The 16543-nt window shown below is 52.6% G+C and carries 13 protein-coding genes; all 13 read right to left on the bottom strand.

What is annotated here, in order from left to right; all coding sequences use genetic code 11:
* On the bottom strand, window positions 1-1170 hold the full coding sequence (locus tag VOI14_RS04220; RefSeq protein ID WP_323750777.1) for a glycosyltransferase family 2 protein: 1170 nt from the start codon (window positions 1168-1170) through the stop codon (window positions 1-3).
* Between the two features lie 3 nt (window positions 1171-1173).
* The gene (locus tag VOI14_RS04215; protein ID WP_323750776.1) at window positions 1174-2031 is read right to left on the bottom strand and encodes an XrtA system polysaccharide deacetylase; all 858 of its coding nucleotides are present in this window, start codon (window positions 2029-2031) and stop codon (window positions 1174-1176) included.
* A 30-nt stretch (window positions 2032-2061) separates the two neighbouring features.
* On the bottom strand, window positions 2062-3354 hold the full coding sequence (locus VOI14_RS04210) for an outer membrane beta-barrel protein (RefSeq protein ID WP_323750775.1): 1293 nt from the start codon (window positions 3352-3354) through the stop codon (window positions 2062-2064).
* Entirely contained in the window at window positions 3347-4252 is a 906-nt protein-coding gene (locus tag VOI14_RS04205; protein ID WP_323750774.1) for a polysaccharide biosynthesis protein, read from the bottom strand. Before VOI14_RS04205 ends, VOI14_RS04210 begins: the two co-directional genes overlap by 8 nt.
* Window positions 4252-5772, bottom strand: a complete 1521-nt coding sequence (locus tag VOI14_RS04200) for an XrtA system polysaccharide chain length determinant (RefSeq protein WP_323750773.1) — start codon at window positions 5770-5772, stop codon at window positions 4252-4254. The genes VOI14_RS04205 and VOI14_RS04200 overlap by 1 nt, the downstream gene beginning before the upstream one ends.
* A 41-nt stretch (window positions 5773-5813) precedes the next feature.
* Window positions 5814-6458 carry an XrtA/PEP-CTERM system exopolysaccharide export protein gene (locus VOI14_RS04195; RefSeq protein WP_323750772.1) on the bottom strand — a complete coding sequence of 215 codons (645 nt, stop codon included), beginning with the start codon at window positions 6456-6458 and terminating at the stop codon, window positions 5814-5816.
* Window positions 6459-6514: 56 nt separating this feature from the next.
* Window positions 6515-7927: a TIGR03013 family XrtA/PEP-CTERM system glycosyltransferase gene (locus VOI14_RS04190; protein WP_323750771.1), complete on the bottom strand. Its 1413-nt coding sequence runs from the start codon at window positions 7925-7927 to the stop codon at window positions 6515-6517.
* A gap of 179 nt (window positions 7928-8106) precedes the next feature.
* Window positions 8107-8823: a PEP-CTERM sorting domain-containing protein gene (locus VOI14_RS04185; RefSeq protein ID WP_323750770.1), complete on the bottom strand. Its 717-nt coding sequence runs from the start codon at window positions 8821-8823 to the stop codon at window positions 8107-8109.
* Window positions 8824-8963: 140 nt separating this feature from the next.
* Entirely contained in the window at window positions 8964-10451 is a 1488-nt protein-coding gene (locus VOI14_RS04180; RefSeq protein WP_323750769.1) for a bifunctional 2-methylcitrate dehydratase/aconitate hydratase, read from the bottom strand.
* Between the two features lie 49 nt (window positions 10452-10500).
* A complete protein-coding gene (gene prpF, locus VOI14_RS04175; RefSeq protein ID WP_323750768.1) occupies window positions 10501-11679 on the bottom strand; it encodes a 2-methylaconitate cis-trans isomerase PrpF in 1179 nt (392 codons plus the stop codon).
* A 65-nt stretch (window positions 11680-11744) separates the two neighbouring features.
* On the bottom strand, window positions 11745-14369 hold the full coding sequence (acnD, locus tag VOI14_RS04170) for a Fe/S-dependent 2-methylisocitrate dehydratase AcnD (protein ID WP_323750767.1): 2625 nt from the start codon (window positions 14367-14369) through the stop codon (window positions 11745-11747).
* Between the two features lie 108 nt (window positions 14370-14477).
* Window positions 14478-15611: a 2-methylcitrate synthase gene (gene prpC, locus VOI14_RS04165; RefSeq protein WP_323750766.1), complete on the bottom strand. Its 1134-nt coding sequence runs from the start codon at window positions 15609-15611 to the stop codon at window positions 14478-14480.
* Between the two features lie 41 nt (window positions 15612-15652).
* Entirely contained in the window at window positions 15653-16537 is an 885-nt protein-coding gene (gene prpB / locus VOI14_RS04160; RefSeq protein WP_323750765.1) for a methylisocitrate lyase, read from the bottom strand.
* Between the last annotated feature and the right edge of the window lie 6 nt (window positions 16538-16543).

Below are 16543 nucleotides of genomic sequence, written 5' to 3'. Positions count from 1 at the left end.
TCATCCCTTCCTTGGGTTCCAGACAACTTTCTTCTCACCCTTCAAAAACGCGCTAGCCGCTTTGAAAGAGGCGATGTTCAGCAACATGAAATAGTAAGGCACAGTGAAAAACACCGGGGTGGCGTTACCGTCCTTCGATTTGATATGGCCCATCCATGCGAGTAGATAAAGCGCGACCAATCCCACAAATGCCAGCGCATAAATACCTCCACGCCCAGCAAGCAGCAGCGCAGCCAACGAAAAGGTAGCAAGCGGCATAAATGCGGCGTATCGGAGCAATTTGTGAGACATGAGCTGGACTGCAAACACCCCAAAGGTAAACGGGTTCATAAGATGGCGCATATCCTTTAATGCCCACATCGCCCGCAGACTTACCCGCACCCGCATACTGAACTCACTGCCACTATCATCCAGAGCAGCTTCCTTCAAAAGCGCTCGGGGTTCGTACACTACGCGGTGGCCCTGCTCAATCACTTTCAGAGGTTGGACAAAGTCTGGCAATTGATCAGCCCGGAGCGGCTGGTAAAGGTCTTTACGCATGGCATCGATTCCGCCATCGACACCTACAATCGAGCCGATCGCCGTTTCTTTTTCTCGCAACCAGTTTTCATACTTCATATACGCACTGCATCCGTCGCCCACTAACGATCCGTCGTTGTTTATATAGACCATCTTACCGGTGACATAACCGACGTTCGGGTCGTCAAAGCAACTAACCAGCTGGCGAGCGGTCTGGCTATCCCATTGGGAATTGGCATCAGAGAACAGCAGAATGCTGCCTTTTGCTTCCCGTACCAAGGTATTCAGTCCGGCGGTTTTACCTTGTCTGGGGGACTGGCGAAAAAGCCGAATGGGGATAGCAGACTGGTCACTGAAACGCTGCACGATTTCGTCAGTGCCGTCATCGGATTCATCCGAGATAACCAACACTTCGATTCTGTCTGAGGAGTAGTCCAGCGCCTGTTTGTTGGCGAGCGTGGCCTCTATATCTGCAGATTCGTTATAAGCGGTGATCAATATGGAGACGAATGGCAGATTCTCGTCGCTGCCGGTTACCGCAGACTGCGTCTGTGTCGACGAAGTCCTTGCTAACAGTGCTACCAGCACTGGATAACCGATGTAGACATACACCAGTAACACCAGAGAAAACCAAAAGATTAGATACAGCATGGGCTATGCATCCAACACTCCACGGTCCCGGAGAACCTGTGTCATCGTTGTGAACTTGAATCGCGATAGCAGTTGCTTCAGGCGCGCCTCACAAACATCAAGATTGTTGTAATGCCGGAACCGCGAGAACCATTTCACGTCCAGTCGTGGCTGGCCAGGGTCCACTTCCCACGGGTGCAGATAAAACACGAACGGCTGCCCTTTCCGATTAATAGAGCCCAGCCCCCATTGACTGAACCAGTATGGAAATAGCCGGAAGTAACCGCCGCCCGCAATGGGCAACGTGTAACCGGGCAATTTCAGAGTACTCAGCGGAAATTCGGCCAGTTCGTTGCCATTATCTGTCGTTAGCCGGTGAGGCCACCTAGGCGTACCCGGCATGCCATAGCGGTCGTGGTGCACCGGGAAAATCGAAGAATCCCAGGTGAAGCCCTCTTCACATAAAATATCCAATGCCCAGCGTGACTGATGAGTGATGGAATAACTGGCCGCCCGATAACCTGTAATGGCCTGACCGGTTATGTCTTCCAGAATCGTTTTCGACTTTCGGGTTTCTTCTCGGAAAACATCGGGAGTCTGGTTGTAGATGAGTTGGTGGCTATAGCCGTGGCTCGCAACTTCATGGCCCTGATCTACAATTCTCCTGACCATCTCAGGTGAGCGATCGGCTACCCAGCCTAAGGTGAAAAAAGTCGCTTTTGTCTTTGCGGAATCGAGTAAGGACAAGATTCGGTCAGTATTGGCCTCTACTCGATATTCCATCGAGGGCCAGTCGTCATAACGAACAGCCTCAGCTAGGGCCGCCACCTGGAAGTAATCTTCAACATCAAAGGTGAGTGCATTTGAAATATCTAGCGTCATGCTTGTAGCCCTTCCTTGATAATGGTTGGTTTACCGAAGTCGATACTCCAAACCAACCAATGCCCAACGTTCCTCGTATCTCCTTGCCACTACGTCGCTGCCTTTTTCCTCGTATCCAACACTGACATAAACGTTGAACCTTCGACTTGCACGATAATCAACGCCAAGTTCAAAATTGAGCAGTTCATCATCCGAGTCGTCTTGTTCGAACGTCGAATATCGATACCCAAACTTCGAAGATAGCGTTACCAACTCCGAAACCGGCTTCGTTGCACTGATACGGATTCCCGCGCTTTGCTCCTCGGCATCAGTATCCAAGTAATCAGACGTATTGGTGAAAATAGCGGCATTGAGACTGCTGCCACTTGAAAAGATTTTGTTAAGCCCCGTTTCTAGTGATGTTGTCTCAACGGACAAACTTTCGGACAAATTGAACTCGAACTCCTCGAATCGAATGTCAAAACTCGAAGTTCTATCCGTCAATTCCCTTGCGCCCCGCAAATACCAGTCTGCGCTCCCATTGATCTCACGGGTAAACTCGAGGTTTCCAACACCGCCACGACTGGTGGTCGACATAGAGCCAAATTCAGTTTCGATTTCACTCACACCCAGCGCGCCCGATAGTGCAGCTGAGGCCCAACGCTTTCCGAAGGTAACCTGGGTTGTTCGAACATCTATGGTTGCCCCGGTGTCGTATTCAGTATCGCTCGCCGTCACGCTAAGACCACCATTCAAAGAGGCACTAAATAGATGGCCCCAACCCGCTGTACCGATAACTCGTTCGCTATCACTTTCTCCTGGTTCGCTGAACTCGGTATTCTCGTATCTGGCTTCGAAATTCACCGAATCCACCGAGCTCAATCGCAACAGATAATTAGGACCTGTGGAGAATAAATTTTTACGGGTTCTATTATCGGGGGTGTTACTGCTTGAAGTGTCTTGAGTAACTTCACGTAGGTTGTTAGTTAAGGTCCAGCTCAGACTCTCCGACAATTCACACCTTCCCAAGGCATCCATCTGCGCGTCGGTTTCACTGTCAAAAGAATCATCCGACCAAACGGTGTAACCAATGCCTCCTGAAAAACCACCGACACAACGGCCGTAGTTCTTTTCATAATTCGCATTCAGATATGACCTCCGTTTCAAATCGTCCTGTCTGTTCTCCTCCAGTACCTTTGTCGCGTTGTTAGTCGTGAGGAACGTTTGCCCAACAACCAACTGAACAGGATCGGCTACCGCGGTCACAGGCATAAATCCCCAGCACACCCCAACCATGCAAAGGCACTCAAGACGAAGCTTCCCCGCACCGTATGAATTAGCCATTGATAACGGCCCCTACAAATTTATCCGGATTAAAAGCAGTGGCGGCTTTTTCAACCGTGGACGGCGTGATCTTTCCGTGTGGCACCACCAGCATGCCGTAATCACACAATTCCGTGAGAATACGTGCATCCGGGGATTCCGATATCGGCGCCGTATCCAAAACAATAAAACGGTCTGGATAACGTCTGCGTATCGCTTGCAGGAACTGTTTCATACGAAACGATGTGAAAAATTCAGCAGGTGTTTCACGGCGACTGCCCGCAGGAATTAGCCTGAGCCGAGGAATCCCTGTTGGGTACAGAATTCGGCTGATGTCGAAGTTCGGGTCATCGAGGAAGTCGGTCAACCCAGTCTCCGGCAAGACATCTAAGGAGCTATGAATGGAGGGTTCTCGCAGGTTACAGTCAATGACCAACGCTGTTTTTGCTTGATCAAACGCAAATGCCGCTGCCAAATTGAGCGCTACAAACGAAGAGCCCGCCCCTGGGGAGGCTCCGCTGACAACCATGGTGAAGTTGTTCCCCCCGGACAACTCCAGCAACTTGGTTCTTAAATCGCGAAACCGGTTAACAAGCACTCGATTAGAAGACTCTGGGTAGATGATTCTCCGTTCATCCAGATCGTCAGGCGTGAGCTTTCTGGGCTCCTGCATTTTGGTGATCTGCTTACTAATCAAATACCGGTCAACGGCACCTGCCCCCAACTCTAACGAGCTTGGCACCAGGAGCTTCGAATCTTCTTCACCGGATGCCTGGACTTCCTTTTCCAGACGCTCTTTTCGTCTCTGAAAATACGGGTGCCGCTCTACATGGTCTGGTTGCTTGCTGCGATGTTCGCGGTCGGAACCTTCCCGTCCTGCCTCGTCAATTCTGGAGCTCTCACTCTTCCAATCCGCCATCACAGAACTCCCACGTATGCAGCCGCCACAATGGCGCCATACACAGCTACAATCAGCAGAGCACATAGGCCAATTACAACCGTTACTCTTCGATCACGACGCTTTTCAAAAGGCGTTCGAACCGCAGGTATATCAATCAGAACCGGTAAACCAATCTCTTCCTCAAGCTGCTCCCTGACCCGCACTCGAGGGTCAATCTGCAACAAACCGGCGATGGCGCCAAAGGGGATAAATGCGCCAGCCAGCAATCCCGCAGCTGCAAATGCGGAAAAACGGGGCCCTGAGGGTTGGTTCGGGTATTGAGCGGCTTCGTTGATACGATAACTGAGCCCTTGGCCTTCAACATCCAAGTGCATAGACACCCGAGCTTTTTCACGACGCTTCAGGAGATCATCGTATATTTCACGGTTTACCTGCAGGTCTCTCGTTAGGTCTGAGTACTGGGCCTTGTTCTCTTGGATTCGCTCCATTCGGCGATTTTGCTCAGTGATGAGTTTTTCGAGAGAGGATATTCTTATGTCGATTGTTGCCACATCAGCTCGGGCTTTGGTGATGTCAGCCGTGATTTCCTGATAGAGCGGGTTAAAGGTGCGTTCGCCCTCGCCCCCTCCAGAAGCTCCTCCGCCACCGGCTAGATGGGCAGAACGCTGTTTTTTCAGTTCGGCAATTTGCTCACGCAGAATAACGATATCAGGATAGGTATCGTGGTATTGCAATCGAAGCGTGTCGAGCCGCTCTTCGAGAACACTGATCCTCTGACGATACACATCCTCGGTTTTTCCCTGTCGGATCGTCTGCTGGACCCCGCCACGTTGTTCCTGCAGTGACTCTACCCTGGCGTTGAGTTCTTGCCGTTGAAGGCGAGCCAACTCCAGCTGATTCCGGAGCTGGGCCAAGCGAGCATTGGCTTCACCCTCAGTGCCATCAGTATTTTCAGACAAAAACGCTTTGAGTTGCTGCTCCACTTCTGCCAGTTGGTGCTCATAGCTCTTCACCTGTTTATCAATAAAATCGTAGGCGCCACGGCTTTCCTTGCGCTTTCGATCATTGGACTCTTCAATAAATAGCTGTGCCAGCTTTTGAGCTACCCGAAACGTTTCGAGCTGAGACCCAGATGAGAATCCAATACTGAAATAGCTGTCGCCTCTCGGGCGTACAAAAAGGTTACCGCGAATTCTGGCAATACGCTGTTCTACGGAAGGCGCCTCCATTGAAGCGTCGGGATACACCGTTGAATCCCGAGCCAAACGTTCAATGACGGACCTCGTCAAAAGGAGCTCTCTGGCGCCAGAGATGCGGTCATTAATTTTCGTGGTAACAGCTCGGCCTTCCATCAGAGGACGGATGATATTGCTATCATCAACAAAGATCACAACAGACGCCTGATATTTATACGGAAAGACAAACCCCACACTTAATACCGTGAAGCTGATCAGCAGAAAGGCAAGTAGCACCAACCATTTGCGCTCTCTAACCTCACGAATAATCTCGCTAGGCATTTTCGATAGGGGTAAAGCCATAATTACACCTGGCCGAATGGACGTTTAGTAGACGTTGGCTGTCAGAAACTACGCTCGGGTATGGTCAAAATATCCCCCGGACGCATTGAGTAGTTCGTGCTTATACGGCCCTTACTCAAAATGTCCTCTAACTGAACCGGTATCGCTACAACCTTATCCTCGACCTGCCGGTACAACATCGAATCGTTCAGGTTTGCAAACTGATTGGCTCCGCCTGCATTCAGGAACAGATCGAGAACGGTCATCCCGCTGCGATGAGGTATGGAAATGGGTTGGCGAACAGCTCCCGTTACACGAACCCGATCGGTGAACTCGTGACTGCCCATCGAGGTGACCACAACACTTACCTGCGGTTCTCGAATGTACTCAGACAATTCCGTACGTATGGATTGGGCCAACTGCTCGGGAGTTTCACCACTCGCCTGCACATCACCAACCAGCGGTACGGATATCTTGCCGTCAGGCCGAACCGGAACGGAGATGCTGATGTCTTCGTTCCGCCACACGGAGACCCGTACGATATCGGTGGCGCCCAGCACGTACTGCTCAACGCTGTCGCGCGAATCCATGGCCAACGCTTTTCGCACCATTTCCGGTGAAGATGGCGTATTGGAAGCACAGCCTGCCAAGAAGATGGCGGCTAGAAATGAAAGAGCTGATGCAGAGACAAGTGACTTCAGAGACATTGTTTTTCTCTCTTTTTATTTGTGCTGAGTTCCGTGTTCCGGGGGATACCCCGAAGCTACCTTGAGCCTTTCTTAAACAAAACCACCTCAACTGTCTGAATCACAATTAGAAGGTCGAGAAGTAGACTCTGATTCTTTATGTAGTATAGGTCATACCTAAGTTTTTCCCGGGTATCTTCCTCACTGTCTGCATAGGCAAAACACAGCTGTGCCCACCCGGTCAGGCCCGGCTTTACCCTGTGGCGTTCAGAATAGAACGGAATGGCTTCAGCTAAACGTTCCACAAACACTGGCCGCTCTGGCCTGGGCCCGACAAATGCCATACTTCCGTTCAAGACGTTAAATATTTGGGGCAATTCATCTATCCGAACCCGGCGGATCAGGTCCCCCACTTTCGTAACCCGTGAATCGTTTTTCTTCGCCCAAACCGCGCCATTTTTTTCCGCGTCCAGAACCATCGAGCGGAATTTATGAACCCTGAACAAACGGTTGTTCAGCCCTACCCGTTCCTGACTGTAGATAACCGGTGCCGAAAAACCGTCTTCCAGCTTGATGGCGAGGACCGTCAACAACATGATGGGAAAGGTCAACACCAAAAGAAGAGCCGCAGTAAAGATATCGAGTACACGTTTGCCAATGCCGTATATCGCGGAGAAGGTGTAGCCATCCGAAAACACAAGCCATCCCCGAGTGAGCATTTCAAGCGCCACCTTCCTGGATTCACGTTCGTAAAAATTGATACCGTCAATAATGGTGACACCTGCCATTTTGCATTCCAGAAGGTCATCCATCGGTAACCCTCGACGGCGATCATCAACAGCAACCACAATTTCCCGTACCGGATGGCGCATAACGTATTCATGCAGGGAGGCTGGCAGGTTAATCAGATGCTCTGCATCCACGACTACGGCCTCGTCTGGCATGGGGATGAAGCCGTCCAGGGTGAACCCTTTACGGTTAAAAGGAGTAGTAAGATCTTGCAGCAGTTGCTTTGCTTGATGCCCCGCACCCAGCACAACAACTCTGCGTTTGAACCGGGCCTTCCCCGCCACCGCAAAGAAAAGCACTCGACTGATGCCAAGACAAAAAATGGATAACACTGTAGCTGACGACAACAACCCAAAGCTGCCCAAATACCAGAACCATTCACTCGCCACAAAATACGCAAATCCGCTGACCGGTATGGAGAGAATCATTGCCATGATCGTGCGCAGCATCATGCCAGACATACCCTCTTCAATACTGGCCTGATATACACCCAGTGCCATCATGACGAGGAGGTTGACCGCAGAAAAAACGATAAGCGAAGGAAAAACAAAACCGAGGTGAGCACTGAAAAAATCTGCATCTCCGAAAAACCGAAAAAACACAGCTAAAGAACAAGAAAAAACGAGAACGACAAGGTCGATTAGACCAAGCAGTACGAAAGGCAGGTGTAAATAATGTTTAAACAACCTGACGTGGGCCACGCCGACTCCTTGTCTAGTTCACAGTAAAATCAACCAGCATCCCATGCGATTTACTACTACTTGTGAACATTCAGTTTACTGCATAACTCAATTACTGCAATAACATTTAGCATCATTACGTAACAAAAAATTACAAACAACCCGCTAAGTCCTATTTTTAGCTTAGCGGGCTTTGCGGTTTATGCCTTATTTTTCTTGCTGCGAATCAAGACCAGCCCAACCAGACCGAGTCCCATCAATGCCAAGGTTCCCGGCTCAGGAACAGTTCCTACCGTTACGTTATCAAGACCGTAACCATCATTAGAGTGGTTGGAGTAGATACTGAGATCTCCCAGCCCACTGTCGTCATACAAGGAGATGTAGAAGACTTTTCCGTTACCCAACGCTGACCCAAAAATGTCGGAAAACGAGAAATTCATTCCGCCGATGGAGAACCGGCCACCTGCATCGTTAGGATCGGTCATGTAGAAGCCCATCGCGGTGTAACCGCCAGAAGGAGAAATCGTCATCTCCTGTGCGTCCATGCTGTCAAGCCAGTTGTCCGGAGAGATATCAAACCGGCCAGAATACGGTGAACTTGAAGAATCCAGAACGGCCAAGCCTGCGCTGCAAGAATAGGGGCTGGTGTCACAAGCACCGCCTGTGCCGGCCAAATCCATAGTGAATGATCCGACACCTGCCAGCGAAGTAATCGTTGGCGATTGCGCACCTACCGTGTATCCGCTGTCGAAAGTCTCAGTGATATACCCAGCATTCAAATTGCCGAGAAAAGCTGCTTCCGCTGCCTGCGCTGCACTAAAGCCTTCGGAACTGATATTGATGACTGGTGCCGCCGCTGCACTTCCGGCGCCTCCGGCAAACATTAATACCGCTACTACCGTTGCCATATTTTTCATTGCTAACGCTCCGTGATTGTTTTTACTTGTCAGGAACGAAGCAGAATTTGTGCCACAAAAAAAACACTTATAAAACATTGCTTTAAAATTCGCGTTTTTTCGGAGCGTAAAGAAAGCTGACAATAGAAAGCCAAGTTATTTCATGACACCACAAACAAGCCCACGAACTCATCCACCGACATAACCTCCAGTCGCCCGATATCCTCGCAACCGGCCATGATCGCCTCGCATTTACGGGGTACAAAGCAGGTCCTCAAGCTGTTTTGGAACTTCTCCACCAATAATGGCATCCCTTCTTCCCGCCTGCGCCGGTGGCCAATAGGGTATTCCACCGCCACTTTGTCCGTACTGCTGCCATCGGTAAAAAACACCTGAATCGCGTTGGCAATAGAGCGTTTGTCTGGCTCTAGATATTCCTGAGTGTATCGCTCGTCTTCGACCACCTGCATTTTGTCGCGAAGGCGGTCGATCTCGGGGTGGGCTTGGTGGAAACTGTCTTCGTAGTGTTCCGCCGTCAGGTTGCCAAAAATCAGAGGCACCGCGGTCATGTATTGCAAACAATGATCCCGATCAGCCGGATTGGCCAACTCGCCTTGCTTGGAGATAATTCGTATGGCGGATTCGTGGGTCGTCAGCTCGATGCGGTCAATCTCGTCAAGCCGATCTTTGACCTCTGGATGGAGCATCACGGCGGCTTCTGCCGCGGTTTGGGCATGAAACTCTGCCGGGAACGAGATCTTGAACAGGATGTTCTCCATCACGTAGGAGCCGAAGGGCTGAGGGAGCGAGAACTTGCGGGCTGGCCCTGGCTTTACGGCCTGGTCGCGGTTGGTCTTGCTGAACAGTACATCGTAGAAACCCCATTGATTTGCTGTCAGAGCGCCGGGCACGCCCATCTCACCCCGCATCGCGATATCAGCCAGGCGTACACCACGTGATGCAGCGTCACCTGCGGCCCAGGATTTTCGGGAACCAGCGTTTGGTGCATGGCGGTAGGTGCGCAAGGATTGCCCATCAACCCAAGCGTGGGACAAAGCCGAGAGCATTTGCTCTCGATCAGCCCCCATTAATTTAGCGCTGACCGCAGTGGAGGCCACTTTTACCAGTACTACATGGTCCAGCCCTACTCTGTTGAAAGAGTTTTCCAGAGCCAATACGCCCTGAATTTCATGGGCCATGATCATGGCTTCCAGCACGGCTTTCATCGCCAGTGGCGCCTGCCCGTTGGCCACGCGTTTTTGAGAAAGATGATCGGCGACCGCCAGAATGGCACCCAGGTTATCCGAAGGGTGCCCCCACTCTGCCGCCAGCCAGGTATCGTTGTAATCCAGCCAGCGAACAATGCAGCCGATATCCCAAGCAGCTTTGACCGGATCCAGGCGATAAGTCGTGCCGGGTACTCTGGCTCCCTGGGGAACCACAGTACCTTCTACAAAAGGGCCAAGGTGTTTGGTGCATTCCGGAAATTTTAACGCGAGAAGCCCGCAGCCTAAGGTGTCCATCAGGCAGTAACGGGCAGTCTCCCACGCCTCGTCACTGTCAATTCGGTAATTGAGGACGTAGTCCGTAATTTCCTGGATCACCTCATCGTAATCAGGACGCTTGTTCTGATCTGCATTGGCTCCCATGGCAAAACCCTCCCATATCCGGAATCGTCAGGGTAAGCCTCAGCGTAGTTCAGAAACTGTCCTGGGGCACCCTCACCCAACCTTCCATGATTATCCGCGCACTGCGGCTCATGATGGCTTTGGTTGCCGTCCATTGGTCACTGACTTCCTTGGCTTCCGCGCCTACGCGCAGCGTACCGGAGGGGTGGCCGAAGATCACTTCGGTCCGGTTGCCGCCGCCAGCCGCCAAGTTCACCAATGTACCGGGGATGGCAGACGCTGTGGCGATGGCAACAGCCGCAGTACCCATCATGGCGTGGTGAAGCTTGCCCATGGACATGGCCCGTACCAGCAAATCAACTTCGGACGCGTTAATTTGCTTACCACTCGAAGATACGTAATCCACCGGTTTTGCAACGAAAGCCACTTTCGGGGTGTGCTGACGATTGGCAGCTTCCGCGATGTCTTGAATCAGCCCCATTTTCACGGCGCCGTGAGCTCGAATGGTTTCAAACATGGTCAGCGCTTTCGGGTCGCTGTTGATGTCGCCCTGAAGTTCGCTGCCTTTGTAGCCAATATCTTCTGCATTCACGAAGATGGTGGGGATACCGGCGTTGATCATGGTCGCCTTGAGCGTGCCCACGCCGGGCACTTCCAGATCGTCCACCAGATGACCGGTCGGAAACATGGAACCTTCACCATCGGCTGGGTCCATGAATTCGATTTTCACTTCCGCTGCCGGGAAGGTGACACCGTCTAAGTCAAAGTCGCCGGTTTCCTGCACTTCACCGTTGGTGATCGGCACGTGAGCAACGATGGTCTTTTTGATATTGGCTTGCCAGATACGAACGGTGCACACACCGTTTTCAGGGATGCGATCTTTGGCAACAAAACCGCCGTTGATAGCAAAAGCACCCACTGCTGCCGTCAGGTTGCCGCAGTTACCGCTCCAGTCCACGAAAGGTTTGTCGATGGAGACCTGGCCGAACAGATAGTCGACATCGTGATCGGGCTGGGTAGGTGCGGCCAAAATCACGGTCTTGCTCGTGCTGGAGGTAGCGTTACCCAGTCCATCGATTTGTTTCTCGTAGGGATCGGGACTGCCGATCACTCGAAGCAAGAGTTTGTCGCGGGCTTCGCCGGGGACCTGGCAGCCTTCCGGCAAGTCTTGAAGGCGGAAAAATGCACCTTTACTGGTGCCACCACGCATATATGTCGCGGGTACTTTAATTTGTGGGGGGAAGCTCATGAAATGCCTCTCTGAATTGAGTGGGATCTGACCCCGAGGGGCCAGATGTCCAGACTACAATCTACTTACGCTGCGCCTTCGGCTTCTAGGAAGTCCTGGGCGAAGCGCTGGAGTACGCCGCCGGCTGAATAGATGTTCAGCTCAGCGAAGGTGTCCAGACGGCATTTCACCGGCACTTCAACGGACTCACCGTTTTTGCGGTTGATCACCAGAGTGAGTTCCGCACCCGGTGCGATTTCACCTTTCACATCGAAGGTTTCGGTGCCGTCGATATTGTAGGTCTGGCGAGTTTCGCCTTCACGGAACTGAACCGGCAATACGCCCATGCCCACCAGGTTGGTACGGTGAATACGCTCGAAGCCTTCCGCGACGATGACTTCCACACCCGCCAGGCGAACACCTTTCGCAGCCCAGTCACGGGAAGAGCCTTGGCCATAATCAGCGCCAGCGACAATGATCAACGGCTGCTTGCGCTCCATGTAAGTTTCGATCGCTTCCCACATGCGAGTGACCTGCCCTTCGGGCTCGATACGCGCGAACGAGCCTTGCTTCACTTCGCCGCTTTCATCCCGAACCATTTCGTTCAGCAGCTTCGGATTGGCGAAGGTAGCCCGCTGCGCGGTCAGATGATCACCACGGTGCGTGGCGTAGGAGTTGAAGTCTTCCTCCGGCACACCCATTTTGTGCAGGTATTCACCCGCGGCAGAGTCCATCATGATCGCGTTGGACGGCGACAAATGGTCTGTCGTGATGTTGTCACCCAGCACCGCCAGCGGTCGCATGTCCGTCATGGTACGTTCTGCCGCAAGCGCACCTTCCCAGTACGGCGGGCGACGGATGTAGGTCGACATCGAACGCCAGTCATACAGCGGGCTCTTGGCCTGTTCAACGGCATCCAGATTGAACATCGGGATGTAGACCTCTTTGAACTGCTCAGGCTTCACGAATTCGCCCACGATGCGGTCGATTTCTTCGTCGGAAGGCCACAGGTCTTTCAGAGTGACTGGGTTGCCGTCGTTGTCATAACCTAGCGCATCTTGTTCGATGTCGAAACGCACGGTACCAGCAATGGCATAGGCCACAACCAGCGGCGGTGAAGCCAGGAAAGCTTGCTTCGCATACGGATGGATACGGCCATCAAAGTTCCGGTTACCGGACAGTACCGCGGTTGAGTAAAGATCACGGTCAATGATTTCCTGCTGGATTTTCGGGTCCAGCGCGCCAGACATACCGTTACAAGTAGTGCAGGCGTAGGCCACGATACCAAAGCCCAATTTTTCCATTTCTGGCAGTAGGCCGGCTTCTTCCAGATACAGGCGAGCCACTTTGGAGCCCGGGGCAAAGGAAGATTTCACCCAAGGCTTACGCACCAAGCCCAGCTCGTTGGCTTTTTTCGCCACCAAACCAGCCGCCACCACGTTGCGCGGGTTGGACGTATTGGTGCAAGACGTGATCGCTGCGATGATGACTGCGCCATCCGGCATCAAACCTTTCTTCTCTTCTTCCAGAGCCTTGTCCAAATTCACCGCAATACCGCGATCACCCAGCTCTGACGTTGCGACACGGCGATGCGGGTTGGACGGACCAGCCACGTTACGAACAACCGTAGACAAATCAAATTCCAGTACACGCTCGTACTGAGCTTCTGTCATTTCGGTGGCCCACAGGCCAGTTTCTTTCGCGTACTTCTCAACCAGATCGACCTGTTCTGGCTCACGGCCGGTCAACTTCAGGTAATCGATGGTCTGTTCGTCGATGTAGAACATCGCCGCCGTAGCGCCATATTCCGGAGTCATGTTGGAAATGGTGGCACGGTCGCCGATGGTCAGGCTGGAGGCACCTTCACCAAAGAATTCCAGATACGCTCCTACCACCCTTTCCTTACGCAGGAATTCGGTAATCGCCAGAACGATGTCGGTTGCCGTAATACCAGGCTGGCGTTTGCCCGTGAGCTTCACACCGACAATATCCGGCAGGCGCATCATCGACGGCTGACCCAGCATGACAGTTTCTGCTTCCAAACCGCCCACACCCACAGCAATAACGCCCAGTGCATCGATGTGCGGGGTGTGGCTGTCGGTACCGACGCAGGTGTCCGGGAAAGCAATCGGATGGCCGTCTTCATCAGCACGGTTCTGGATCACCGGAGACATTTTCTCCAGGTTGATCTGGTGCATGATGCCGTTACCCGCGGGGATTACATCCACATTGTGGAAGGCGGTACGAGTCCAGTTAATGAAGTGAAAACGGTCTTCATTGCGGCGCTCTTCAATGGCACGGTTTTTATCGAACGCATCGGGGTCAAAGCCGGCGGCTTCTACCGCCAGCGAGTGGTCCACAATCAGCTGGGTTGGTACCACAGGGTTTACTTTAGCAGGGTCGCCGCCCTTTTCCGCAATGGCGTCACGCAGGCCGGCCAAGTCGACCAATGCGGTCTGGCCAAGAATGTCGTGGCACACCACGCGCGCGGGATACCATGGGAAGTCCAGCTCGCTTTTACGCTCGATCAACTGCTTCAGGGAGTCGGTGAGCGTCTCGGCATCACAACGACGAACCAATTGTTCGGCCAGAATTTTAGACGTGTACGGCAGTTTGGCGTATGAGCCGGGCTGAATGTCTTCGATGGCCTGGCGGGTGTCGTAGTACTTCAGATCGGTACCCGGAAGGGGCTTTCTGTATTCGGTGTTCATGATTCTGTTCTCTTTCGGGGAGATGGGCGCGACAAAAACGGTTGGGGTCTGACCCCGAGGGGGACAGACCCCTTCGGGGATTCCAGATTATCCCTTCCTGTTCAGCCTTTAGCTGCGTTTTTCAAGAGGCAGCCATTCCTGATTTTCCGGGCCGGTATAATCCGCACTGGGGCGAATAATACGGTTCTTGGCGCGCTGCTCTTTCACGTGGGCCGTCCAGCCAGATACCCGCGACATTACGAAGATGGGGGTAAACAACTCGGTCGGAATGCCCATGAAGTGATAGGCCGATGCATGGAAAAAATCCGCGTTGCAGAACAGTTTCTTCTCACGCCACATGACTTCTTCACAACGGACAGAAACCGGGTACAGAACGGTATCACCCACTTCTTCCGCCAGCTTCTCAGACCACTGTTTGATAATGCCGTTACGCGGATCAGAATCGGTGTAGATCGCGTGGCCGAAGCCCATGATCTTTTCTTTACGCTCAAGCATACCCATCAGGCCGGCTTCGGCTTCGTCAGCAGTCTTAAAGCGCTGGATCAACTCCATTGCAGCTTCGTTGGCACCGCCGTGCAAAGGTCCACGCAGGGAACCGATCGCACCGGTGACACAGCTGTGAATATCCGACAGCGTTGAAGCACACACGCGAGCGGTAAAGGTAGAAGCGTTGAACTCGTGCTCAGCGTATAGAATCAGCGACACGTTCATCACGCGCTCATGCAGCTCGCTGGGCTTCTTGCCGTGCAACAGTTCGAGGAACAAACCACCGATGGAGTCGGATTCGCTGTTCGCAGTATCGATACGCACGCCTTCATGGGCGTAGCGGTACCAATAGGTGATGATCGCTGGGAAGGTCGCCAACATGCGGTCGATTTTGTCGTCCTGCTCACTGAAATCATTTTCAGTTTCCAGGTTCCCCAACATGGAACAACCCGTGCGCATCACGTCCATCGGGTGGGCGTTGCTCGGAATTTGCTCCAGAACCGTCTTCAGGGCATCTGGCAGTGTGCGCAGGCTCTTGAGCTTGGCTTTGTAGGCATCCAGCTCTTGCTGGTTCGGAAGTTTGCCGCGCAGCAGCAGGTACGCCACTTCTTCAAACTGGGCATGTTCCGCCAGATCTTTTACGTCGTAACCACGATAGGTGAGGCCAGCACCGGTTTTACCCACAGTACACAACGCTGTTTCACCAGCCACTTGGCCACGCAGACCTGCTCCGCCTAATTTCTTTGCTTCAGCCATGTTGGTCTCCCTCAATGTTCAGTTGTTAGATTTTTTACCAGTTAGTCTTTTTTCTGGGTGAACAGTTCATCCAGCTTCTGTTCGAAGTCGTGGTAGTTCAGGAAGTCGTAGAGCTCCATGCGAGTTTGCATAAGGTCTACTACATCTTTCTGATCACCTTTATCGAGAATGTTCTGATACACCGTCAGCGCCGCTTTGTTCATCGCACGGAACGCACTTAACGGGTACAGCACCATAGCCGCACCGGCTTCGGCCAGCTCAGCCTTGTTATAAAGAGGCGTCGCACCAAACTCGGTGATGTTTGCCAGAATCGGCGCATCGATGGCTTCTGCGAAGGCTTTGTAGTCCGACAGTTCGTGTACCGCTTCGGCGAAGATGCCGTCAGCACCCGCTTCGATGCAGGCCTTTGCACGATCAATCGCGGCTTCCAGACCTTCTTTCTGGAACGCATCGGTGCGGGCCATGATGAAGAAGTCTTTGTCTTCGCGCGCATCGGCCGCAGCTCGGATACGATCCACCATTTCCTCTTTGGAAACTATTTCTTTGTTCGGACGGTGGCCACAACGTTTCTGAGCAACCTGGTCTTCAATGTGGACTGCCGCAGCCCCGGCACGCTCCATCTCACGAATGGTGCGGGCAATGTTGAAGGCACCGCCCCAACCCGTATCGATGTCGACCAACAGTGGAACGTCAGTGGCCGCGGTAATACGACGCACGTCTTCGACTACGTCGTTCATGCTGGTCATACCCAGATCCGGTAGGCCGTATGAAGCGTTAGCAACGCCACCACCTGACAAATAAATGGCCTGATGCCCCACCCGCTCAGCCATCATGGCGGCGTAGGCATTGATTGTGCCGACAATCTGCAACGGTTGGTTTTCTTTCAGGGCCTTGCGAAAACGAGCACCAGCGGAAAGCTTTGCCATAGTAAA

The sequence above is a fragment of the Marinobacter sp. genome (genome assembly GCF_034669625.1).
Lineage (GTDB): Bacteria > Pseudomonadota > Gammaproteobacteria > Pseudomonadales > Oleiphilaceae > Marinobacter.
This window is presented reverse-complemented; position numbering and strand designations above follow the sequence as displayed.

Coding starts and splice junctions, on each gene's coding strand:
- prpC (WP_323750766.1), bottom strand. CDS start 15,611: ATGGCTGAAGCAAAGAAATTAGGCGGAGCAGGTCTGCGTGGCCAAGTG.
- VOI14_RS04200 (WP_323750773.1), bottom strand. CDS start 5,772: ATGGCTTTACCCCTATCGAAAATGCCTAGCGAGATTATTCGTGAGGTT.
- VOI14_RS04215 (WP_323750776.1), bottom strand. CDS start 2,031: ATGACGCTAGATATTTCAAATGCACTCACCTTTGATGTTGAAGATTAC.
- VOI14_RS04210 (WP_323750775.1), bottom strand. CDS start 3,354: ATGGCTAATTCATACGGTGCGGGGAAGCTTCGTCTTGAGTGCCTTTGC.
- VOI14_RS04185 (WP_323750770.1), bottom strand. CDS start 8,823: ATGAAAAATATGGCAACGGTAGTAGCGGTATTAATGTTTGCCGGAGGC.
- VOI14_RS04205 (WP_323750774.1), bottom strand. CDS start 4,252: ATGGCGGATTGGAAGAGTGAGAGCTCCAGAATTGACGAGGCAGGACGG.
- VOI14_RS04195 (WP_323750772.1), bottom strand. CDS start 6,458: ATGTCTCTGAAGTCACTTGTCTCTGCATCAGCTCTTTCATTTCTAGCC.
- VOI14_RS04180 (WP_323750769.1), bottom strand. CDS start 10,451: ATGGGAGCCAATGCAGATCAGAACAAGCGTCCTGATTACGATGAGGTG.
- prpB (WP_323750765.1), bottom strand. CDS start 16,537: ATGGCAAAGCTTTCCGCTGGTGCTCGTTTTCGCAAGGCCCTGAAAGAA.
- acnD (WP_323750767.1), bottom strand. CDS start 14,369: ATGAACACCGAATACAGAAAGCCCCTTCCGGGTACCGATCTGAAGTAC.
- VOI14_RS04220 (WP_323750777.1), bottom strand. CDS start 1,170: ATGCTGTATCTAATCTTTTGGTTTTCTCTGGTGTTACTGGTGTATGTC.
- prpF (WP_323750768.1), bottom strand. CDS start 11,679: ATGAGCTTCCCCCCACAAATTAAAGTACCCGCGACATATATGCGTGGT.